The sequence below is a fragment of the Empedobacter stercoris genome, from assembly GCF_025244765.1.
Lineage (GTDB): Bacteria > Bacteroidota > Bacteroidia > Flavobacteriales > Weeksellaceae > Empedobacter > Empedobacter stercoris.
Window position 1 is genome coordinate 2,817,647 of the sequence record NZ_CP104209.1, and the last position, 23,638, is coordinate 2,841,284.

At 32.5% G+C, this 23,638-nt stretch carries 24 protein-coding genes; 19 read left to right on the top strand and 5 right to left on the bottom strand.

Annotated features, from left to right (window positions below; genetic code table 11):
* Positions 1-71: 71 nt before the first annotated feature.
* From pdxA to NZD85_RS13395, 4 genes are read right to left on the bottom strand one after another with little or no spacing between them, the layout of a single operon-like run.
* Positions 72-1,145, bottom strand: coding sequence for a 4-hydroxythreonine-4-phosphate dehydrogenase PdxA (pdxA, locus tag NZD85_RS13380; RefSeq protein ID WP_171622395.1), 1,074 nt, complete (start codon positions 1,143-1,145; stop codon positions 72-74).
* Between the two features lie 9 nt (positions 1,146-1,154).
* On the bottom strand, positions 1,155-1,631 hold the full coding sequence (locus NZD85_RS13385; protein ID WP_171622396.1) for a hypothetical protein: 477 nt from the start codon (positions 1,629-1,631) through the stop codon (positions 1,155-1,157).
* Between the two features lie 9 nt (positions 1,632-1,640).
* Positions 1,641-2,027, bottom strand: coding sequence for a RidA family protein (locus NZD85_RS13390; RefSeq protein ID WP_171622397.1), 387 nt, complete (start codon positions 2,025-2,027; stop codon positions 1,641-1,643).
* A 12-nt stretch (positions 2,028-2,039) separates the two neighbouring features.
* The gene (locus tag NZD85_RS13395) at positions 2,040-4,652 is read right to left on the bottom strand and encodes a putative LPS assembly protein LptD (RefSeq protein WP_260542320.1); all 2,613 of its coding nucleotides are present in this window, start codon (positions 4,650-4,652) and stop codon (positions 2,040-2,042) included.
* Between the two features lie 72 nt (positions 4,653-4,724).
* On the opposite strand from NZD85_RS13395, the gene NZD85_RS13400 reads away from it, so the two are divergent.
* From NZD85_RS13400 to NZD85_RS13460, 13 genes are all read left to right on the top strand, one after another.
* Positions 4,725-6,020, top strand: coding sequence for an N-acetylmuramoyl-L-alanine amidase family protein (locus NZD85_RS13400; protein ID WP_260542322.1), 1,296 nt, complete (start codon positions 4,725-4,727; stop codon positions 6,018-6,020).
* 59 nt (positions 6,021-6,079) lie between these two features.
* Complete coding sequence (locus NZD85_RS13405) at positions 6,080-7,054, top strand: MlaD family protein (protein ID WP_260542324.1); 975 nt, start codon at positions 6,080-6,082, stop codon at positions 7,052-7,054.
* 57 nt (positions 7,055-7,111) lie between these two features.
* The gene (locus NZD85_RS13410; RefSeq protein WP_260544593.1) at positions 7,112-8,437 is read left to right on the top strand and encodes a (Fe-S)-binding protein; all 1,326 of its coding nucleotides are present in this window, start codon (positions 7,112-7,114) and stop codon (positions 8,435-8,437) included.
* A 68-nt stretch (positions 8,438-8,505) separates the two neighbouring features.
* Positions 8,506-8,934, top strand: coding sequence for an LNS2 domain-containing protein (locus NZD85_RS13415; protein ID WP_260542326.1), 429 nt, complete (start codon positions 8,506-8,508; stop codon positions 8,932-8,934).
* A 30-nt stretch (positions 8,935-8,964) separates the two neighbouring features.
* Positions 8,965-9,756, top strand: a complete 792-nt coding sequence (locus tag NZD85_RS13420; protein WP_260542328.1) for a (Fe-S)-binding protein — start codon at positions 8,965-8,967, stop codon at positions 9,754-9,756.
* A 439-nt stretch (positions 9,757-10,195) separates the two neighbouring features.
* Positions 10,196-10,495, top strand: coding sequence for a cold shock domain-containing protein (locus tag NZD85_RS13425; RefSeq protein WP_260542330.1), 300 nt, complete (start codon positions 10,196-10,198; stop codon positions 10,493-10,495).
* A gap of 18 nt (positions 10,496-10,513) precedes the next feature.
* Positions 10,514-10,705: a cold-shock protein gene (locus tag NZD85_RS13430; RefSeq protein WP_171622404.1), complete on the top strand. Its 192-nt coding sequence runs from the start codon at positions 10,514-10,516 to the stop codon at positions 10,703-10,705.
* 116 nt (positions 10,706-10,821) lie between these two features.
* Positions 10,822-11,289, top strand: a complete 468-nt coding sequence (locus tag NZD85_RS13435) for an ABC transporter ATPase (protein WP_171622405.1) — start codon at positions 10,822-10,824, stop codon at positions 11,287-11,289.
* 115 nt (positions 11,290-11,404) lie between these two features.
* Positions 11,405-12,016: a LemA family protein gene (locus tag NZD85_RS13440; protein ID WP_171622406.1), complete on the top strand. Its 612-nt coding sequence runs from the start codon at positions 11,405-11,407 to the stop codon at positions 12,014-12,016.
* A gap of 16 nt (positions 12,017-12,032) precedes the next feature.
* Entirely contained in the window at positions 12,033-12,473 is a 441-nt protein-coding gene (locus tag NZD85_RS13445; RefSeq protein ID WP_260542333.1) for a TPM domain-containing protein, read from the top strand.
* Positions 12,454-13,272: a TPM domain-containing protein gene (locus tag NZD85_RS13450; RefSeq protein ID WP_260542335.1), complete on the top strand. Its 819-nt coding sequence runs from the start codon at positions 12,454-12,456 to the stop codon at positions 13,270-13,272. The genes NZD85_RS13445 and NZD85_RS13450 overlap by 20 nt, the downstream gene beginning before the upstream one ends.
* A gap of 342 nt (positions 13,273-13,614) precedes the next feature.
* Complete coding sequence (locus tag NZD85_RS13455) at positions 13,615-14,982, top strand: deoxyguanosinetriphosphate triphosphohydrolase (RefSeq protein ID WP_260542337.1); 1,368 nt, start codon at positions 13,615-13,617, stop codon at positions 14,980-14,982.
* A 74-nt stretch (positions 14,983-15,056) separates the two neighbouring features.
* Positions 15,057-15,509 (top strand): GNAT family N-acetyltransferase, encoded by a 453-nt coding sequence (locus NZD85_RS13460; protein WP_225539701.1) that lies wholly within the window; start codon positions 15,057-15,059, stop codon positions 15,507-15,509.
* Between the two features lie 60 nt (positions 15,510-15,569).
* Here NZD85_RS13460 and NZD85_RS13465 read toward each other — a convergent pair whose 3' ends face one another.
* Complete coding sequence (locus NZD85_RS13465; RefSeq protein WP_171622412.1) at positions 15,570-16,100, bottom strand: RNA methyltransferase; 531 nt, start codon at positions 16,098-16,100, stop codon at positions 15,570-15,572.
* Positions 16,101-16,180: 80 nt separating this feature from the next.
* Here NZD85_RS13465 and mutS point away from each other — a divergent pair, with 80 nt between their 5' ends.
* The 6 genes from mutS (at position 16,181) to NZD85_RS13495 (ending at position 23,612) form a co-directional block, all read left to right on the top strand.
* Entirely contained in the window at positions 16,181-18,736 is a 2,556-nt protein-coding gene (gene mutS / locus NZD85_RS13470) for a DNA mismatch repair protein MutS (RefSeq protein WP_260542341.1), read from the top strand.
* 10 nt (positions 18,737-18,746) lie between these two features.
* The gene (locus tag NZD85_RS13475) at positions 18,747-19,550 is read left to right on the top strand and encodes a M48 family metallopeptidase (protein WP_260542343.1); all 804 of its coding nucleotides are present in this window, start codon (positions 18,747-18,749) and stop codon (positions 19,548-19,550) included.
* Between the two features lie 90 nt (positions 19,551-19,640).
* The gene (gene acs / locus NZD85_RS13480) at positions 19,641-21,545 is read left to right on the top strand and encodes an acetate--CoA ligase (protein WP_260542345.1); all 1,905 of its coding nucleotides are present in this window, start codon (positions 19,641-19,643) and stop codon (positions 21,543-21,545) included.
* Positions 21,546-21,670: 125 nt separating this feature from the next.
* Positions 21,671-22,114, top strand: coding sequence for a hypothetical protein (locus NZD85_RS13485; RefSeq protein WP_171622416.1), 444 nt, complete (start codon positions 21,671-21,673; stop codon positions 22,112-22,114).
* An 89-nt stretch (positions 22,115-22,203) separates the two neighbouring features.
* A complete protein-coding gene (locus tag NZD85_RS13490) occupies positions 22,204-22,851 on the top strand; it encodes an O-methyltransferase (protein WP_171622417.1) in 648 nt (215 codons plus the stop codon).
* Entirely contained in the window at positions 22,851-23,612 is a 762-nt protein-coding gene (locus NZD85_RS13495) for a C40 family peptidase (protein ID WP_171622418.1), read from the top strand. Before NZD85_RS13490 ends, NZD85_RS13495 begins: the two co-directional genes overlap by 1 nt.
* Positions 23,613-23,638: the final 26 nt, after the last annotated feature.

Below are 23,638 nucleotides of genomic sequence, written 5' to 3' on the forward strand. Positions count from 1 at the left end.
CCACAAAAAGGTGTGCAAAGATAATCTAATTTATTTAAAATTAATAGCTCTTTACAACTTATTTTAAATTTTTATTCTTTATTATCGCCTTTCTCTAGTTTTAGAGGAATATGTTGCAATACATTTTTAGTTAACTCTTGATATTCGTTTCGGTTTTTGAACAATTCAATTGCTGTAAAAATAGCTTCTTTAAAAGATTCTTCGTTTGCAATTCCTTTTCCTGCAATATCGTAAGCTGTTCCATGATCAGGAGAGGTACGAACAAATTTTAATCCAGCTGTATAATTTACACCTTCATCAAAACTAATGGTTTTGAAGGCTACCAAACCTTGATCGTGATACATTGCTAAAACAGCATCAAATGCATCTAAATTATGGGGACTAAAAAAGCTGTCAGCTGAATAAGGGCCGAAGACCAATTGATTTTCGTTGATACATCGTTCGATAACAGGAGAAATAATTTCTTTTTCTTCAGAACCCAACAAACCATTATCACCAGCGTGAGGGTTAAGTCCAAGAACTGCAATTTTTGGTTTTGAAATTGCATAATCTTCTACTAAACTTTTATGAATTTGTTGAATTTTAGCGTAAACAGATTTTGTATGAATGTTTTTTGCTACTTCACCTATTGGAATGTGTTGTGTAACCAAACCGACTTTTAGTTTTTCTGAAACCAGAAACATTAAGGGTTTTCCTCCCCAAACTGCACCCAAAAATTCTGTATGTCCAGGAAAATTAAAATCTTCGGACTGAATATTGTCTTTGTTTATAGGAGCGGTTACTAAAACATCAGTAAAGCCATCTGTTACAGATTGTGTTGCAGCTTTTAGAGATTGATAAGCATGTTCGCCAGCTTCTTTGGTTATTTTACCAAAATGAACATCGATTTGATCTTTCCAAAGATTAACAACGTTTATTTTACCGTCAACAATTTGACTTGCATCTTGAATGCCTTGAAAATTGATTCGATCAAATTTTAATTTATCTTTTTGATAAGATAAGAGTTTTGTTGAGCCAAAAATAACAGGAGTAAAAAACTCTGTCATTTCTTTTTCTTGTAGAGTTTTTAGAATAACTTCTATTCCAACTCCATTATAATCGCCAATCGAAATGGCAACTCTTGGTTTTCTATCTTTTTCAGACATAATTTAATTTTAATAAGATTGGCTTGATGGTTTGTGTTTTTTGAAAAACTTTTTGTAAATCAAATCTACAATTAAACCTCCAATCCATGATGAAAAGAATAAAACAGGACAAATAGCAATTTCGTACCAAGTTGGGTGATATGGTGTGAATAATACATCACCTAATGCTACGATTAAAACAATAAAACCGACAAACATGGTGTAGGCTTGTTTTGCTCTTTTTACAAGTAATGCGGTGATGACACCTCCAACTAAAGCAGCAATTCCGCTAATTGCTAACATTGATCCAAAGAATTGAACTTTAAAATTTTTTCCTTCTCCGTGCGAAAAGTATTTGATGACATGTCGCCATTCAGGGAAAATTTTATCATCCCAATGTAATCTGTTCGCATTGTATATAAGTCCAAATTGAAGAATTGCATAGATGACAATTAATCCTACAATTACAGCAATAGTGTTTCTTAATACAGTTTTGTCTTTAAGCATAATTATTTATTAGTCTGCAATCGCAATTACAGATATTTCTACATTTACATCGCGGGGTAAACGAGCAACTTCTACACATTCTCGCGCCGGGTAATTTGTATCATTGAAATAAGAAGCATACACTTCATTTACGGCATTAAAATCGTTTAAATCTTTTACGAAAATTGTTGTTTTTACAACATTATCTATTGTTGTGCCGCCTTCTTCAAGAATAGCGATAACGTTTTTCATGACTTGGTGTACTTCGTCTTGAATGCTTGATGTTACTAATTCGTTTTTCTCTACATTAAAAGGAATTTGTCCTGAAGTGTAAAGAAAACCATTGTATTTTACTCCTTGCGAATATGGTCCGATAGCTTGTGGCGCTTTGTTCGTATGAATAATTTGTTTTTTCATGTTTTGATATTTTTAGTAATTAAGTCTTGATCTGTCGTTGTACTTCAAATCTTGTAGGATCGAAGCTTTGATTCCGATGAAGAAATCATAACTTTTGTAAGTTCCCATTGGAGTCCAGTTAAACGATAAAGTAAAACTACGTAAATCTCGTTCAAATCCGAAACGAACATAGGTGATCTCATTCGTAATAAAATCGTATGTAGCGTTAGCTGAAATTGCCCAATAAGGTGTTGGAGAGATTTTACCATTCAATGCAATAGAACCTGTGCTATCTCCCTTTCGCTGTGTTCCTTTTGTGTAGTTATAGCTGATGTTAGCCGTTAAACTCCATGGAATAGCGAATTGTGCGTAATTATCGCTGTCGTAATAGAAATTTTCGTCACGTACGGTTCCTCTTTTTTTATAGTTCTTGGCATCGAAACCTTTTCCACCAAATGTACTGTTGTCAAATGTATATCCAGTTCCTAATGTCATATTCGAAATACGAAGATCTCCTAATCCCATTTTGTCAACATATTCTGCAACTTCATTACCAGAAGCATTGATGTAGCGTCTAATTTTGTATGGATTTACGGTTGATGAAAATTGAACATTAACTTTTCGGTCAAATAAAGAAGTCATTCCATTAATATTTATAGGAGAAAGTTTGAATTCTTCTGCAGAAAAATTATAGGATGAACTTAAACGTAAGTATTCAAAAATCTTTACTTTTTTGAAACCTTTCGGATCATTATCATTTTTTACTTTCATCTCTAAATTGTTCGAAAGTCCAAAATTTAAGGAATTAGTCAATCCTGGAATTCCTACACCATACAACATGTCTTGGTATTGATTGTACCAAATTTCTTCTTGATTTTGATCTTTGTAAGCTTTGTAATATCCCCAAGACTCACCTTGAAAATCTGGTGTGTAACTATAGCCAATTGAAGGCGTAATCACATGTTGAATACCTAAGATTTTAGCATCTTTGTTAGGATTAAGGTATAAGCCATAAATATTCGTTGAAACAGAAGCATTGAAATTAAATGTTCGATACGAATTAAATCCTTTTAAAGTTGTGTCTTCAATTTTTCCATTCACTGAATTGTAACGTTTAATTAAACGATTATCACCCCAAACTTCATTGTAATCTGATGATAAGGTTAATGGAAAATAATTAGCAAGTGTTATTCCTGTTTGTAAACCAATTTTGTGATTTGCACCCATACGCATTTGTTCTTTCCACATTTTATCAGTGAAAATATCGTTATCATTTGTGTTCACTTCGTTTCCAGCTTGCATACTATACGTTAGTCCAAGGTTTTGTAATAAACCTTCTTTTGGCATATTTTTCTTTGCAAATGGAAAAATACGAGACATGGTTAAGTTAAGACGAGGAAATGCAATGTTAATATCACCCGTATTGTAGTTCTGAGAATGCGACATACTCAATTGAGCTGTTAAGGGTGCGTTCTCAAAGTTCTTCGTCAAGTTAATAGATGAGTTGACATTATTTGTGAAAACATCTCCTGTATTAATGTACTGATTTCGTACAGATTCTCGGTAGTATTTTGAACTCGAAAAGTTGACATTTGCGTTGAATAACCAATACGGATTTGCTTTAGGATCTTGACTATGCGACCACATTACACCAAACAGATTTTGTTTAGAGAATGCATTTGCTCCATCTGTAATTCCTTTAATTCCAGTTAATCGATTTTCTACATTTGCCGATAGTCTACCATTGTATTTATAACGTTTTTTATAATTCGATTCAGCTCTCGCTGCCCAACTACCTTTTGTGTAAATATCTCCAGAAAGTTTTAAATCGAAATTATCACCAAATGGAACATAAAAACCTAAATCTTCGATAAAGAATCCAAGATTTGTACGTTCACCTGGACGTGGCATTAAGATTCCAGCTGCACGTTTTGCGCCCATTGCTGGAATATACCCAAATGGTAATGCTAAAGGGGTAGGAACATCATAAATCCACATATTAATAGGTCCGGTAATCAAGGTTTTCTTACCATTTTTATCAATCATTTTTCCTTCTTTGGCACGAAGAAAATAATCTGGACGTGTATCTTTTCCTTCTTTAAAATAAGTATCCGTTGTAAAATCAGCACGTTTCAATAACATAATCGAATCGTTGACGCGCTTGGCTTTATCAGCAATAATAATTCCTTCTTCTTGTGTCATGCGAATGTTATACGCAATTCCGACTTTCGTTTTGAAATTTACTTTGAAAGCATCTTGCAAAATTTCTTGTTGACCTTGTGTAAACTTCGTTTTTTCAATAATGTTACCAATAGAATCACGTTTACCTTCGGCATATACATCACCCGTATCCCAGTTTAATTCTATGTAATCGGCATCAATAGTCATGTCACCATAAACAACATGTGCCTTACGCAAAAGGTAAGTCATACGTTTTTTACGGTTATGAATTTCATCTTCAGAACTGTGCTCTACTACAAACTCTAATTTCTCTTTTACAGGGATAATCGTATCTAATTTCACAGAATCAGAAACAATTTTAGAGTGATCTTTATCGTTATTATTTTGCTTAACTTGTCCAAAAGAAATGGTGCAAACCATAACTGGACTAAAAAATAAAATCGATTTAATTGCCTTTGTAAACAAATTGAAAAACTTATTTTTTATAAATTGCGTCAAAATTAATCAAAAAAACAAACCTATAGTATGAGTTTAAAAATGATTAACATACAAAAGTATTTATTTTTTGCGATGATGTTGGTATTTTCTACACTTTCATTTGCTCAAAAAAAACAAAATTTTGTAATTGTTATAGATGCTGGTCATGGTGGTAAAGATGTTGGAGCAAGGGGAGTCGCTGATTATGAAAAGAATATCACGTTAGATGTTTCGAAAAGATTGGCAGAGTTAATAAAGAAAAATCACAAAGATGTTAAAGTTATTTTAACACGCGATACAGATGTTTTTTTAGAATTGTGGGAACGTACAAAAATTTCGAATGATAATCATGCAAATTTATTTGTTTCCATTCATTGTAATTCGGCTGATAATAAAAGTGCGACGGGTACAGAAACATTTGTGATGGGATTGAAAAGATCAAACGAAACAGACGAAGTATCGAAACGCGAGAACTCAGTTGTGTTTTTAGAAAAAGATCAAGAACGTTACGAAAAATTTAATCCAAATGATCCTGAGGCTGTTATTGCTTTCGAAATTATGAATGCAGCTTATAAAGAGCAATCTATTCGTTTTGCAGATTTAGTCGAAAAAGGTTTTGTAAACCGAGATTTCAGAAAAAGTAGAGGAGTGAAACAAGCTAATTTTCACGTCTTAAGAGGAAATGCTTCACCTTCAGTTTTGGTAGAGTTAGGATTTATTTCGAATTATGATGAAGGAAACTATTTAGCCTCTAACGAAGGAAAAGAGCAGTCTTCTCAAACAATTTATGAAGCGTTCAAACAATTCAAGAAAGAATACGATCGAAGAAGTGGAATAGAATATGAGGAAGAAAAACCTAAATCTGTAAAAAAAGTTGAAAAACCTGTAGAAGGAAAAAAAATGAAAATCAAGGTAATGGAATCTAAGATGAGATTTTCTGCCACGTCGCCACAGTTGAGGGGTTTAACAGATTTAGATGTTATTCAAGAAGGAGATAAATATGTGTACTATTATGGTGAAACAGATTTACAATCCCGAGCAGATGATTTGTTGCAAACAGTAAAACGTAAAGGTTTTTCAGGTGCTAAAATTGTTGAATTTGAAACAAATAAAAAATTAGAAGGTGGTAAAAACTACCGAGTACAATTCATGACATCTAATAAAAAATATAGAGATAAAGACGATAAATTCAATGGACTTACAAATGTATTGAGGGTGAAAGAAGGTGGACTCCAAAAATATTATTTTGGTGCAGATAAAACAATGGAAGCAGCTCAAAAAACATTGAAACAAGTTCAAGATAAAGGTTTTAGAAATGCGTTTATCGTTACATTTAATGGTGAAGAACCAATGTAAGCGTAATATAAAGTGTTTCTTTACAAATTAAATTTTATTTTTGCATAAAATCATATCAAGTGAAATTATCTAAAGAATTCAAAATTGGAATCATAACCTTGTTAACCTTAGTAGGTTTCTTTATGTTGTTCAATTTTTTGAAAGGACAAAATATCTTTTCATCAGGACGTTTATTTACAGTGAAATACGAAAATGTAAATGGATTAGCACCTTCAAAACCTGTTTCTGTAAACGGTTTGAGAGTAGGTCAGGTGAAAGAAATCAAAATTATAGATACAGCCAAACCAATTTATTTTGAAGTGGTGATTTCTGTAGAAAAAGACATCGAGTTTTCGAAGAAAACAGTAGCGGAAATTTATGAACCAGGAATTATGTCTGGCCCAGAGGTTCGCCTATTGTTGGATTACGGACCAGATATTGCAAAAGACGGAGATTTTTTACAAGGACGAATTGCAGGAGGAATGTTAGACGGTTTGTCAAAGCAATTAACACCAACGCAAGCAAAATTGGACAGTGTATTATTAAGCTTTAATCAAACATTAGGAAGTGTAAACAATGTATTAGATCCATCAACTCAGCAAGATATTAAAGCCATGTTGAGAAATTTAAACCATACAATTGATTCGTTTGATAAAACTGCAAAATCATTAACAGCAACATCAAATAGTGCAAATCGTTTGATTGAAACTAATGAAAAAACATTAAATTCGACACTTAACAATGCAAACGCAACAATGGCTTCTGCAAAAGCTACAGTTGATAAATTTGGTGAAACTGCAGATAAATTGAATGCATTAGAGTTGGATCAAGTAATCAAAAATTTTGAAAAAGCATCCAATAATTTGAATATCTTGTTAGAAGATATGAACAATGGAAAAGGATCTTTAGGAAAATTAGCAAAAGATGAAACGCTTGCCAATGAATTGGAAGCTACTATTAAAAATATGAATGCGCTGGTTGAAGATTTAAAGAAAAATCCAAGTCGCTATGTTAATATCTCTGTTTTTGGTAAAAAACAACCAGTACAACCATAACATGGATTAAAAAAAATATTAAAACTCAAAACTCACAAAAAAGACTAATAAAAAATGATGAAGTACATTCCAAATGTAATTTTTCTCTTAATTATGATTGGGAGTATTTGGTTCTTTGCAAAAAATGTAAAGAAACTGATACGTAATATCAAATTAGGAAAAGAAATTGATCGTTTCGACCATCCAGCTGAAAGATGGAAAACGATGGCACGTGTCGCGTTAGGACAAGGTAAAATGACGGTACGTCCGTTAGCAGGAATCTTGCATATTTTTGTATATGTAGGTTTCGTTTTAATCAACATCGAAGTTTTAGAAATTATTATCGATGGTGTGTTTGGAACGCACCGTGTGCTTAGTTTCTTAGGAAGTTTCTATAACGGAATGATTGCATTTTTCGAAATTTTAGCCTTTTTGGTTATGATTTCATGTATCATTTTCCTTTTCAGAAGAAATGTCGTAAAAGTTGGACGTTTCTGGAAACCAGAAATGAAAGGTTGGGCAAAAGACGATGCAAATTATATTCTTATTATGGAAATTGCATTTATGTTAGCCTTATTTACAATGAATGGAGCAGATCAAGTATTGCAAGTAATGGGAGCAGAACATTATGCAAAAGTAGGAACTTTTCCAATTTCGTCTTGGCTAACAGCTCCAATAATTAGTCAGTTTGATGATGTTACATTTATTACACTTATAGAAAGAGCAGCTTGGTGGTTTCACATCATTGGGATTTTCTTTTTCTTAAATTATTTATATTATTCAAAACATCTTCACATCGTTTTGGCTTTTCCAAATACTTGGTTTTCTAAATTGGAACCAAAAGGAGAATTCAATAATTTACAAGCTGTAACAGATGAGGTGAAAATGATGATGGATCCTAATGCAGATCCATATGCAGCACCTGCTGAACCACAAGGTGATCCTGAAACATTTGGGGCAAAAGATATTTTTGATTTAAACAGAGTGCAATTACTTAATGCCTATACATGTACAGAATGTGGTCGTTGTACAGCCGAATGTCCAGCAAATTTAACAGGTAAAAAACTATCTCCTCGTAAAATTATGATGGATACACGTGATCGTTTAGAAGAAGTAAGTAAAAATATCGACACAAATGGGAAGTTTGTTGATGATGGAAAAATGCTTGTCAATGATTACATTACACCAGAGGAATTATGGGCGTGTACATCTTGTAATGCCTGTGCACAAGCTTGTCCAGTAAATATCGATCCATTATCAATCATCGTTGACTTGCGTCGTTATTTAGTCATGGAACAATCTGCTGCGCCACAAGAGTTAAATATGATGATGACAAATGTCGAAAACAATGGAGCTCCTTGGCAATTTAACAATGCAGATAGATTGAACTGGGCAAACGATTAAATTGTAAAATACAATTACTCATTCTCGAAGAACTATTAATTTAAACATAATACAAACACAACACACACATGGAAAATTTCTTAGAGGAAAAAATTGAAAACGGAGAAAGAGTAAGTCCTATTTTACCAGAGAATATCAAGAATTATTTAATTGATATTGATGGAACAATTTGCGATGATATTCCTAACGAAGAACCAGAACGTATGTTAACTGCAGCTGTTTATCCAGATGCTTTAGAAACGTTGAATAAATGGTATGAAGAAGGGCATTTTATTACATTTTTCACATCGCGTATAGAAGAACATCGTGAATACACAGAAATTTGGTTGAAAAAACATGGTTTTAAATATCATGGACTTTTAATGGGAAAACCTCGTGGAGGAAATTACCATTGGGTAGACAACCATTTAGTAAAAGCAACACGATACAATGGTAAATTTACAGATTTGGTTGAAAAAAATGTTTCCATTCAGGTTTTTGATGATGGTAATCATTAAATCAAATCCAATCAAATAACACAAAAAAATATGTCAAATATTACAGTTAAAACAATGGCTCAATATATGGCCGAAGGTAAACAACCAGAAGTTTTGTTCTGGGTTGGTTGTGCCGGAAGTTTTGATGATAGAGCTAAAAAAATAACAAGAGCATTTGTTAAAATTTTAAATAACATCGGAGTCGAATTTGCAGTTTTAGGGACAGAAGAATCTTGTACGGGGGACCCCGCAAAAAGAGCAGGAAACGAATTTGTTTTCCAAATGCAAGCGATGATGAATATTGAAGTTTTGAATGCTTACGAGGTAAAAAAAATTGTTACAACTTGTCCGCATTGTTTCAATACTTTGAAAAACGAATACCCAAGTTTAGGAGGAGATTACGAAGTCCTACATCACTCGCAATATCTTCAACAATTAATCAACGAAGGTAAATTGAAATTAGAAGGTTCTGAAACATTCAAAGGTAAACGAATCACATTCCATGATCCATGTTATTTGGGTCGAGGAAATGATGTGTACGAAGCACCTCGTGAACTAATTGAAAAATTAGACGCCGAATTAGTTGAAATGAAACGTTGTAAAACACGTGGACTATGTTGTGGTGCAGGCGGTGCTCAAATGTTCAAAGAACCAGAAAAAGGTAACAAAGACATTAATGTCGAGCGTACAGAAGAAGCGTTAGAAAAAGAACCGCATATTATTGCGACTGGCTGCCCATTTTGTAATACAATGATGACTGATGGGGTAAAACATTTTGAGAAAGAATCTACTGTATTAGTAAAAGATTTAGCTGAATTAATTATGGAAGCGAAAGATTTATAGTTAATTTCAAAAAATATAACCGTTGTAAAACCGCCTCTTTTGAGGCGGTTTTTTTTATTTAAAACAAAATGAATTGGATAGAATGACGAATACTTAAAATATTAGATGTACATTTGCAAAGTATTAGAGACAAGATTTTAAGCTTTAATTTACTTTTTTAATTATATTTTTTGACTTCAGTCAACTCATTTTATTAATTTTTGTACTTCGAAATTATTACTCTAGAATTGATATTCATTTAGTTGGGTATTTATTTTTTTATCTCTCTTTTATATAAGTAACAATAAAATTTGATAAAAAATATCTATGGCAGATTCCACATCTAAAAAGGAAAAAAATAAAAAAAGAGCATTAAAAAAAATAGAGAAAAAAAATAAAGAAAAAAAATAAAAGAGAAAATCGTAAAGAAAATAATAACAAAGGAAAATCATTAGAAGAAATGATTGTTTATGTTGATGTTTTAGGAAACTTTACAGATATTCCTCCTCACCTTCAAGACAAAGAAAAGGATTTATTGAATAACTCTAGATCAGAAGATAAAGATGTTTTTATAACAGGTGTAGTTGATAATTACAACGATCAGAAAGGTTTTGGATTTATCAAAATAACAAATTCTACAGAGAAAGTTTTTTTCCATTTCAAAGAATCGAAAGAATTATTAAAAGTAGGAGATGCAGTAGAGTTTAAAAAAGCAATAAGCGAAAAAGGCTACAGAGCGACTCAAATTTCAAAAAATTAATTATTAAATAATATATAAATGCAAGAAGGAACAGTAAAATTCTTTAACGAATCAAAAGGTTTTGGTTTTATTTCAAGTGCTAATGGAGGTGAAGATATTTTCGTACACGTATCAGGATTAGTAGATAGAGTTAATGAAAATGACAGAGTAACTTTTGACCTAGAAAAAGGTAAAAAGGGACTTATGGCAGTAAATGTAAAAAGAATATAATTTTATTCATAGTTTTTATTAAAAGAAGGGGATTGGAAACAATCTCCTTTTTTGCTTTTTGCTCATTAGCTAAAATAATTTCGTAACTTTGAATACAAATTTTAAATGAAGAGAAAATGAATTTAGCAGACGAATCAAGAATTTGGATTTTTCAAGCCAATCGTAAATTCTCGGCAATAGAAAAAGAAGTTATTACAACAAAATTAAATACTTTTATTGCAGATTGGAATGCACATGGAGCTGAACTTTTAGCTGATTTTGTTTTACCGTATGATCAATTTATTGTAGTTGCAGTAGACGAAAATCAAGCAACCGCAAGTGGATGCTCAATTGATAAGTTGACGAAATTAGTACGCGAAATAGATGCTGCTTATTCGTTTGATTTATTAAACCGTATGTTAGTTTCTTACGAAAATGAGGAAGAAATCTTCATCGAAAAATTACCGAATTTTAAACAAAAAGTAAAAGAAGGTGCTATTAAAAATGTAAACGTTTTCAATAATGGTGTTTCTTCTTTACACGATTTTAAACAAAATTGGTTATTACCTATCGAACAAAGTTGGGCTAAAACATTACTAAATTAAGCCTTAAAATAGTAGAAAATATCTTCGCCGAGTTTGCTTAAAAGCTCGGCTTTATTTTTGATAAAAGATTGTTGAAAAAATACTATTTTTACATATTAATAAATAAAAAATAACTATGAAAAACAAAGGATGTCTTATTGGAGGTGGAGCTTTAGTTGGAATAATTGTAATTATTGGACTATGGTTAATGTCTGTTTATAACGGATTAGTACCTATGCAAGAAAATGTAAAATCGCAATGGTCGAACGTAGAAAATACATACCAAAAACGTTCAGACTTAGTCAATCAGTTAGTTGGAACTGTAAAAGGTGCTGCGAATTATGAAAAAGAAACATTAACTGCTGTTATAGATGCACGTGCAAAAGCAACATCAAATCAAATAAAAATTGATGATCCAAATCAATTGACACAAGAAAATATTTCTAAATTCCAAGCTGCGCAAGATCAATTAGGATCTACATTAAGCCGTTTATTGGTATCTGTAGAAAGATACCCAGAGTTAAAAGCTGTAACAGGATTTACTAATTTACAAGCTTCTATTGAAAGTATGGAACAAGAAGTTTTATTCGAAAGAAAAAAATACAACGAAGCAGCAAAAGTGTATAATACTAAAATTAAAACATTCCCAACGAATATGATGGCTGGAATTGTTGGTTTTACAGAGAAAGGATATTTCGAAGCTGCGGCAGGAACTGAAAATGCTCCTACAATAGATTTTTCTAAATAATAAAAAAATCATCACTATGGGAAAAAAGAAACATCAATTTCTTTCTTCAAAAGATGAAAAAAAAATAATCGAAGCCATTCAAAAAGCCGAGAAAAATACAAGTGGTGAGATTCGAATTCATATTGAATTCGAATCTTCTCCAAATCATTTTGATAAAGCTTTAGAGGTTTTCGAAAGATTAGAAATGTATAAAACAAAAAACAGAAATGGTGTTTTATTCCATGTTTCTCCAACCGATCATAATTTTACAATTATCGGCGATGAGGGAATTGATAAAGTAACACCTGATGATTTTTGGGATGATATAAAAGAAGAAGTTATCAAACATTTCAAAAAAGAAAATTATACAAAAGGCCTTTGTGAAGGAATTAAAAAAACAGGCAAAGCACTTAAAAAATATTTTCCTTATCAAGAGGATGATACAAATGAACTTTCAGATGAAATTAGCTACAATTAAATATTTTTTTCTAACATTTTTCTTTTCAATTTTAACCGTTTTTGGTCAGACACCAGATGAATTGGTTAAGATGAAAAATCCACCAAAAAAGTTAGTGCAGGATTATGCACACGTTTTTGATGCAATGCAATTGAATGATTTAGAACGAAAATTGGTAGCGTATAACGACTCTACTTCAACTCAAATTTTGGTCTTAACAGTAGAGTCTTTGGATGGTTATCCCTTGGAGACGTTTGCAAATGAAATTGGAGAAAATTGGGGTGTTGGAACAAAAGGTAAAGACAACGGAGTTGTTATTGTATTGAGTGAAAAAGATCGTAAGATTACTATCAGAACGGGATATTCGGCTCAAATTTATTTACCTCCAAGTGTCAATAAATCCATAATCGATCAAGTAATTATTCCTTATTTCAAAAAAGGTGATTACGCTGGTGGAATAAATGCTGGAGTTAATTCTATTTTTAAAGCATTTGCAGGACAATATAAACAAGATAAACCAAAATCTAATGAACCCGAAATGGATTGGTTTGTTCTTATTTTTGTTATTGGATTTTTCATCTTTATCTTTATTATTATGTCAAAAGGTAAAGGAGGAAATAATAATGGAAATGGAGGAAATGGTGGCAGACGAAGTCTGTTAGATGACATTATTATTATGAACACTGGAAGTTCTGTTTTCGGTAGTGGAGGTTTTGGCTCAGGAGGAAGTTCTTGGGGTGGATCATCTGGCGGCGGAGGCGGCTTTGGTGGCTTCGGAGGAGGAAGCTTCGGAGGCGGTGGAGCATCTGGTAGTTGGTAAGATTATACATTATAAAATATTGACAATGAAAATTAATAAAAAAATAAATTTAGTTGTAATGCTAATTTTGTATTTCTTTTTCTTCTTTTCAATAACTCTTACAATAAATATTGTATTCAAATATTTTAAAACTCATAATTTAAGTTTAGAGTCAAATCAAATTTTTAATAGTTTGGGTTATGCGTTGTTCTTTTGGATTTTTTATTTAATAAATGGAAAATTAATAAAGACAATAAATAATTCTTATGACAAAGAATAAACTAAATTAAAAATCCGAACGAAACCGTTCGGATTTTTTTGTGACTGAACATTATTCGTTAAATTCGTTTTCTAAATCAGTTTATGGAACTTCTAAATCATATTTACACCAATCAACGTAACAATACAAACGATACTTCGGATGCACGATCAGAATATCAGCGCGATTATGATCGTATTATTTTTTCGTCTGCATTTCGTCGTTTGCAAAATAAAACACAAGTTTTTCCTTTACCAGGAAGTGTTTTTGTGCACAATAGATTGACTCATTCATTAGAAGTTTCGTCTGTTGGGCGTTCGATGGGAAATTTGGTTGGAAAATTTATTACCGAAAATTATCAATTAACAAAAGAGTCGCAAGAATTTTATAGTTATAGCATTCATGATGTGATTTCTGCAGCTTGTTTGTGCCATGATATCGGAAATCCAGCTTTTGGGCATTCTGGAGAAGATGCGATTGCCTCTTATTTTGATCGTCACGAAACTGATTTGAAACAATATTTTACTGAAGCAGAATGGGCTGATTTAATCAATTTTGAAGGAAACGCAAATGCAATCCGAATTCTGACGCAACAACAAAACGGAAAGTCCGAAGGTGGTTTACGTTTAACGTATTCTACATTGGCAGCGATTGCAAAATATCCTTGCGAATCAATTGCAAAAGATAAAACTCAATTGCATCGTAAGAAGTTCGGATTTTTTCAGGCTCAAAAAGAAGCGTTCAGAACAATTGCCGAAAAAACTAATATGATTTTGGAACAAGATTCGCCAATTATTTACAAGCGACATCCGTTTGTATGGTTGGTAGAAGCGGCGGACGATATTTGTTATTCGATAATCGATGTCGAAGATTCACAACGTTTAGGAATTATCGATCATGATAAATGCCGAAAATTATTTTTGAATTTGGTCGAATCTTTAGATCCATCTCAAATTGATAAAACAAAAAATACATTAAAATCAATTTCTGATAAAAATGATCGAATTGCGTATTTACGTGCAAAATCAATTAATTTATTGACTCAAAAATCGGTTGAGGTGTATCAAAATAATTTTGATCAAATTGTAAAAGGGGAATTTAAAACGGCATTGTTAGATGTGATCAAAAATGAAACAGAACAAGTAACTAAACGAGTTTTGGACGAAATTCAACGTTTTTCAATCGAAAATATTTACAATCATCGTTCAGTTTTAGAGATTGAGAATGCAGGTTATAATGTCATGTCAGAATTACTTTCTCAATTTATTCCTCCAATCTTAAAAGACGAAAAAGAACGAAAGACATTCGAGAAAAAAGCTTTACGTTTGGTTCCTACTCAATTTTTGTATGAAAAAGGAACGAAATATCAAAAAGTGATGGGAATCTTAGATTATGTTTCAGGAATGACGGATAATTATGCAACAGAGTTATATCGTCGCATAAAAGGAATAGAAATAGGAATGACGATATAAGTACTAATTTAGAAGTTTTTAATTCTGATCTTCTCGAAGAATCAAAAAAAGATACAAATAAATAATACACAACAATGATAAATGTAACAATACGAGAGGCAAGAAAAGAAGATTGTCCTCGAATTTTAGAGTTAATTCACGAATTGGCTTTATATGAAAAAGCACCTGAAGAAGTTACAGTAACTTTAGAAGAAATGGAAGAATGTGGCTTCGGAGAAAAACCAGTTTGGGGATCTTTGGTAGCAGAAGTAGATGGTAAAGTGGAAGGAATCGCGTTACACTATGATCGTTATTCAACTTGGAAAGGTCGTCGATTATATTTAGAGGATTTAATTGTAACAGAAAAAATGCGTGGATCTGGAATTGGAAAATTATTGTTAGATGAGTTAATTGCGTACGGAAAAGCAAATAATTACCACGGAATGGTTTGGCAAGTTTTAGATTGGAATGAGCCTGCAATCAATTTCTACAAAAAATACAACGCTGATTTTGATCCAGAATGGATTAATGTCTCAGTTAATTTTTAAAATAATAAAAAACTCCAAATTTTATGAAATTTGGAGTTTTTATTTTCGCTTAACGCTTAACTATTTCATAAATCCTTCATACCATTTCCATAAAATAATTCCAGTACAAACCGAAACATTTAACGAATGTTTTGTACCAGATTGCGGAATTTCAATACATGTATCACATTGGTCAATGATAGATTGTTGTACACCATCCACTTCATTTCCCATGATAATTGCATATTTCTGAGATTGATCAATTTCAAATTCATTCAATAAAACAGAACCTTCCGTTTGTTCAATTGTTACAATTTGATAACCTTCTTCTTTTAGTTTGGCAACCAATTCATTCGAATCTTTTACATATTCCCAATCTACTGAGTTTTCTGCACCAATTGCTGTTTTATGAATTTCTTTATGTGGAGGCGTTGCCGTAATTCCACACAAATAAATTTTATCAATCAAAAAAGCATCTGATGTTCTAAAAACTGCCCCAACATTGTGCATACTCCTTACATTGTCCAAAACAACAACGATTGGATTTTTTTCTATTTCTTTATATTCTTCGGTCGAAACTCGACCTAATTCATCTAATTTTAGTTTTCTCATCACTTCGTTTTTGACTAACTTAGCTGTTCAAAAGTTATAATAATTTGACAAAAGTAGTAAAGAATAAGGAAACTCCACTTATGAAGCAGTATAATCAAATCAAGGCGAAATATCCTGATGCGATGTTATTATTCAGAGTTGGAGATTTTTACGAAACATTTGGAGAAGATGCAGTGCGTGCTTCGCGTATTTTAGATATTGTGCTAACAAAACGTGCTAACGGTTCTGATAATAGTGAATTAGCTGGTTTTCCGCATCATAGTTTAAATACCTATTTACCAAAATTGGTAAAAGCGGGATTACGTGTAGCAATCTGTGATCAGCTCGAAGATCCTAAAACGGTAAAGGGAATTGTAAAACGTGGTGTAACCGAATTAATCACGCCTGGTGTGGCGTTGCAAGATGAGGTGCTGTCTTCAAAATCGAATAACTTTTTGATGGCTGTACACGAAGGTTCAAAATCGTTTGGAATTGCTTTATTAGATGTTTCGACAGGAGAATTTTTGGTTTCAGAAGGTCAAGAAGATCAGGTTGCGAAAATTATTCAATCGTTTCGTCCAAGTGAAGTCATTTATCAAAAACGGGTCAAATATAATTTTTCTGATGTCAAAAGTAAATTTTTATTAGATGATTGGGCTTTTCAATATGATTTTGCGATTGATAAACTAACAAGTTTATTCAAAACAAAGAATTTGAAAGGTTTTGGAATCGAAGATCTAAAAGAAGGAATCATTTCAGCAGGTGCGATTTTAGCTTATTTAGATGATACGCATCATTTCGAAATTCAACATATTACTTCAATCCAACGCCTTAATCAAGAGAATTTTGTGTGGATGGATCCCTTTACCATTCGCAATCTTGAGTTGGTTTATTCACCACATCCAAAAGGAGTTACGTTACTGAATATTTTAGATGATACCAAAACACCAATGGGTGCACGTTTGCTAAATCGTTGGATGGTGATGGTATTGAAAGATTTAAAATCGATTCAACGTCGTCAGAATATTGTCGAATATTTCTATAAATTTGGTGATTTACGTTATGATTTGCGTGAAAAATTGGCTCAATTAACAGATTTAGAGCGATTAGCTGGAAAAGTTTCAACTGGTAAAATTACGCCACGACAATTATTGCAATTGGCGCAAAGTTTGAAAATTTCGGAAGATATAAAAGAGGTTGCTGAACAATCGAATATCAAAGAAGTATCAGATTTATTTAGACGAATCGAACCAATTGAAAAATTGACTCAAAAGATTTTCGATTCGCTTACAGACGAACCCCCTCATCAGATTGTCAAAGGAAATGTAATTCGAGAAGGTATTTCGGAAGAATTGGATCGCTTACGTAAAATTCAATTTTCTGGAAAAGATTTTTTAGATCAGATGTGTCAACGTGAAACAGAACGAACTGGAATTTCATCGTTGAAAATTGCGTTTAATAATGTATTTGGATATTATATCGAAGTTCGAAATACACACAAAGATAAGGTACCGGAAGAATGGATTCGAAAGCAAACATTGGTCAATGCAGAACGCTATATCACGGAAGAATTAAAAGAATATGAAACACAGATTTTAGGTGCAGAAGAGAAAATTTTAGCCATTGAAAATCAGTTGTTTATTGATCTTCTACAAGAAATTATTACCAAACTTTTACCTATTCAACAAATAGCAAAAGCCATTGCTTTTTTAGATGTTCTATCCACTTTTGCAGAAATTGCGGAAAAGAATTCGTATTCCAAACCTTCTCTTAATGATGGTTTTGAATTAAATATAAAAGAAGGTCGCCATGCAGTTATTGAACAACAATTACCAATTGGAGAACAATATGTATCGAATAATGTTGAGTTAAATTCAGAAAATCAACAAATTATTATGATTACTGGACCCAATATGTCTGGTAAATCGGCACTTTTACGTCAAACAGCGTTGATAGTCTTGATGGCGCAAATGGGAAGTTTTGTTCCAGCACAAGCTGCTAAATTAGGTATAATAGATAAAGTTTTTACGCGAGTTGGAGCTTCAGATAATATTTCTTCAGGCGAATCTACGTTTATGGTCGAAATGAATGAAACAGCAAGTATCTTAAATAACATTTCGGAACGAAGTTTGATTTTGTTGGATGAAATTGGTCGAGGAACTTCAACGTACGATGGAATTTCGATTGCATGGGCAATTGCAGAATTTTTACATCAAAGTGCGTTGAAACCAAAAACATTATTTGCAACGCATTACCATGAATTAAATGAAATGTCGAAATCAATGGAACGTATCAAGAATTTTAATGTTAGTATTAAAGAAACAAAAGATACGATTTTATTTTTGAGAAAATTAGTTCCTGGGGGAAGCGAGCATAGTTTTGGTATACATGTTGCTAAAATGGCGGGGATGCCAAAACGAGTGGTGGATAGAGCCAATGATGTGTTGAAAGTTTTGGAAGCGACCAAAACAGATGAAGGAATTTCCAATAAAACGGAGAAAATAACGCAAGATAATATGCAGTTAAGTTTCTTTCAGTTGGATGATCCAATTTTAGAATCGATTCGTGAAGAGATTATGAACACAGATATTAATACTTTAACACCTGTTGAAGCATTGATGAAGCTGAATGAAATTAAAAAGAAACTCGGTAAATAAACTTAAAAATATGAAAAAAATAATTTTAACTGTAGCAGGAGCTTTAGTATTAGCTTCATGTGCTACAAATCCTGTCACAGGAAGAAAATCATTATCATTAGTCTCAAATGCAGAATTAATGCCAACTGCTTTTACACAATATGATAAAGTATTAAAAGAAGGAAAAGTAATCACAGGTACAACTGATGCAAAAATGGTTCAAACCGTTGGAGACCGTTTAAAATATGCAGCAGAAAAATATTATCAACAGAAAGGAATTTCGTCTCAATTGCAAGGTTATCAGTGGCAATTTACATTATTACAAGCGAATGAAGTAAATGCTTGGTGTATGCCTGGAGGTAAAGTTGCAGTTTATACGGGAATTTTACCTGTAACGAAGGATGCAACAGGTTTAGCGGTTGTGTTAGGTCACGAAATTGGTCACGCTTTGGCTGGACATAGTGCGGAGCAAGCTTCTCAGCAAATGGCAGCACAAGGTTTAGGACAAATAGTTGGAGGATCCATTGGAAACGCAGAATATGCAAAAGTTTTTGAACAATTATATCCAGCAGTAGGACAAGGAGTTTTATTGAGTTATTCTCGTAAAATGGAATTAGATGCTGATGTCACAGGATTATATTTAATGGCGATGGCTGGTTATGATCCCACTCAAGCAATACCTTTCTGGGAACGTATGGCAGCAAAAAGTGGAAATGCTGGAGTTTCAGAATTTTTGAGTACTCACCCTTCTGATGCAACACGTATTTCGAAAATTAAAGAATCATTACCAACAGCAATTGCTTATTACAACGCAAGTCCGTATAAAGGAAAATAGAATAGTTTTTATTCATTTTAAAAATATAAGCGAGTTAATTTGATAAATTGACTCGCTTTTTTTATATTTAATTTCAAAACCACAATTAAAATGATAAATGATTTTAGAATTAATTCGTTTTCTGAATACAAGAAAGCGTACAGAAAAAGTACTAAAGATCCCGAGAAATTTTGGGACAAAATAGCCGAAAACTTCGTTTGGCACCAAAGATGGGACAAAACTTTGGAATATAATTTTGAAACAGCGGATTTCAAATGGTTTCAAGGAGGTAAGTTAAATATTACGGAAAATATTTTAGATCGTCATTTAGAAAAAAATGGAAATAAAACAGCCTTAATTTGGGAACCGAATAATCCATTAGAAGAAACTCGAATTATTACGTATCGTCAATTGCATTCAAAAGTTTGTCAATTTGCAAATGTGTTAAAAAACAATGGCGTACAAAAAGGCGATCGTGTGTGTATTTATATGCCAATGATTCCAGAATTAGCGATTGCGATGTTAGCTTGTGCAAGAATTGGAGCGGTGCATTCTATTGTTTTTGCAGGTTTTTCTTCTGCTGCAATCGCATCTCGTATCAATGATGCACAATGTAAAGTTTTGGTTACTGCCAATGAAGTTTTTCGTGGTACAAAATCAATCAACTTAAAAGCAATTTGTGATGAAGCGTTAAAAGTCTGTCCTTCTATTCAAACTTGTATCGTTTATCGTCGTGCAATAGAACCAACTTCTATGTTCGGTGGGCGCGATAAATTTTGGGTTGATGAAATGTATAAAGTAAATAATAGTTGTCCAGCAGAAATAATGGATGCAGAAGATCCATTGTTTATTTTATATACTTCGGGTTCTACTGGAAAACCAAAAGGAATGGTGCATACATGTGGAGGGTATATGGTTGAAACGGCTTATTCATTTGACAATATTTTTCAAATGGATAAAAACGATATTTATTGGTGTACAGCGGATATCGGTTGGATTACAGGACACAGTTACATTATTTATGGTCCATTGGCTTGTGGAGCAACCTCGGTTATGTTCGAAGGAATTCCAAGTTTTCCTGATTTTGGACGTTTTTGGGAAATTGTCGAAAAATTAAAAGTTACCCATTTTTATACTGCTCCAACAGCAGTTCGTTCATTAGCTCGTGAATCATTAGACTATGTAGAAAAATATGATTTATCAAGTCTAAAAGTTTTAGGGTCAGTTGGAGAACCAATCAACGAAGAAGCATGGCATTGGTTAAATGATTATGTAGGGAAAGGAAATTGTCCGATTGTCGATACATGGTGGCAAACCGAAACAGGATCAATTATGATTTCGCCTTTGGCAGGAATTACACCATTACGACCTACATTTGCAACGTTGCCATTACCAGGAATTCAGCCCGTTTTAATGGATGATAATGGACATGAAGTAGAAACAATCAACGAAAAAGCAGAAGGTCGTTTGGCGATTAAGTTTCCTTGGCCTTCTATGGCAAGAACTATTTATGGAGATCATAAACGTTACGTCGAAACCTATTTTTCTACTTTTCCGGGATATTATTTTACAGGCGATGGCGCTTACCGAGATGCGATGGACAATTATAGAATTACAGGTAGAGTAGATGATGTCGTGATTGTTTCTGGACATAATCTTGGTACAGCACCTGTTGAAAATGCAATCAACCAAAATGAAGCAGTTGCAGAGAGTGCAGTTGTAGGTTTTCCACATGATATTAAAGGAAATGCGTTGTATGCATTTGTGATTTTACAAGATGGTGTAGAAGTTTCGAAAGAATTAGATGCAGAAATTAAAAATGAAGTGGCACATCTCATTGGACCAATTGCAAAACCAGATAAAATTCAGTTTGTATCAGGTTTACCAAAAACACGAAGCGGAAAAATTATGCGTCGTATTTTGAGAAAAATCGCCAGTGATGAAACTGATTTTGGAGACACTTCAACGTTGTTAGATCCAGATATTGTTACAATAATTCAAAAAGGAAAAATTTAAACTCAGGTTGAGGTTAAGACTAAATTTAACAAAATAATTTTCAAAACAAAAAGCATTACCCAAAAAGTAATGCTTTTTTGGTTTGATTATTTTGTAGTTTAGTGATTAAAATAGATTAGTTAAGTATGAATAAATTTTTACCCTCTTTGAAAAATGAGAAAGAAGATAAGAAGACAGAATTTTTAAAATGGCTTGGAATTATATTAATTCTAATTTTTTTATCAGGAATTATTTTTTTTAATCAAAGAAACTCATTAAATGAAATTAAAGAGAAAAGATTATATACTGTTGGAATTATTTCTGGATTCTCGAAAACAAGATCAATGGAATTTGTTAAGTATATTTATTCATATAATGGACATTCTTATGAAGGAAAGGCTCCTAAAGATATTAGTAAGTTTTCGGTTGGAGAAAAAGTATTAGTTGTTTATAATCCTGATACACATATTAAATATCTTGTCCCGTATATTATTGACGATTCTATAAAAGAACCTATGAATGGATGGGAAAAACCACCAATGAATATAACAGATGAAGAGGTTATGAAGTATTTAGAAGATAAATATTAGTTGTTTTTCGGAATAATTTTCTCATCGAAACGCCTTTTATATAGCCAAAGTTTACCACTTTTTTGTATTTTTGTACACTTTTTAATGGCATGATAAAAATTTCACCAATTTTAGAATCGTATTTAGATCATCACACAGACCAAGAACCAGAAATCTTGAGTCGTTTACGTGTTGAAACCTATCAATGTACAACACAACCGCACATGATTTCGGGCGAATACCAAGGTCGCTTGTTAAGTGTTTTGTCAAAAATTTTAGCACCAAAAACTATTGTTGAATTAGGAACTTTTACAGGTTACGCAACATTGTGTTTGGCAGAAGGTTTGACATCTGATGGAAAAATCATTACGATGGATAAAAATGATGAATTGGAATATTTGTGCAGAAAATATTTTGATGAATCTGAATTTGCTTCAAAAATTGATTTTAGAATCAATGATGCACGCGAAGAATTAGAAACAATCGAGAAAAATTCTGTAGATTTAGCTTTTATTGATGCTGATAAAGAGAGTTATCCTTATTATTTTGAAAAAGTTTTAGAACTTTTACGTCCAGGAGGAACCATGTTAGTTGACAATGTTTTGTGGTACGGAAAAGTAATGATGGAAGAGGAAGATAAAAAAGATCCTTCGACAAAAATTTTGAAAGAATTTAATGAAATGGTAACGAAAGACAAACGAGTAGAGTCAATAATTTTACCAATTCGTGACGGAATTACATTAATCCGAAAAAAATAATGAAATACGCTATTTGTCAAGTAAGTGTTGCGCCCTTGCGCTCCGAAGCAAGAGATTCATCAGAAATGGTGAGTCAAGTTTTGTTTGGAGAAAAGTTAATTATTTTAGAAGAATTAGAAAAATGGACAAAAGTTCAGTTGACTTTTGATGGATACGAAGGTTGGTTAGATCCGAAACAAATTATTACTATTTCTGAAGAAGAATACAACAAAGATTTCATGGAGAAATTTGCAATCAATCCGTACAATCATGCGATGGAAAATGGATTGCCTATGACGTTGACTATTGGAGCTGAAGTTCGATCTTTGAACGAAAGTAAGATTCGAATTGGAACAAAATGTTTCGAATATTTTGGCGTATATACTTCTGGTAAAAAATCAAAAGATCAGTTGGTTGAAATAGCAAAAGCTTACTTAAATGTACCTTATTTGTGGGGTGGTAAATCATCTTTTGGAATAGATTGTTCTGGATTAACACAACAAGTGTACAAAATTGGCGGATATAAAATACCACGAGATGCTTATCAACAAGCAGAAATGGGCGAAGTGTTAAGTTTTGTAGAAGAAGCAGAACCTGGTGATTTAGCATTTTTTGATAATGCAGAAGGTCGTATAATACATGTAGGAATTATGTGTGGTAACGGAAAAGTTTTACATGCACATGGTAAAGTTCGTATTGATCCTATTGATACCAATGGTATTTTTAATACCGACTCCCAAAAATATTCGCATAAATTAAGATGCATTCGCAAACTTATATAAACCAAAAAAGACTATTGAATTTCAAT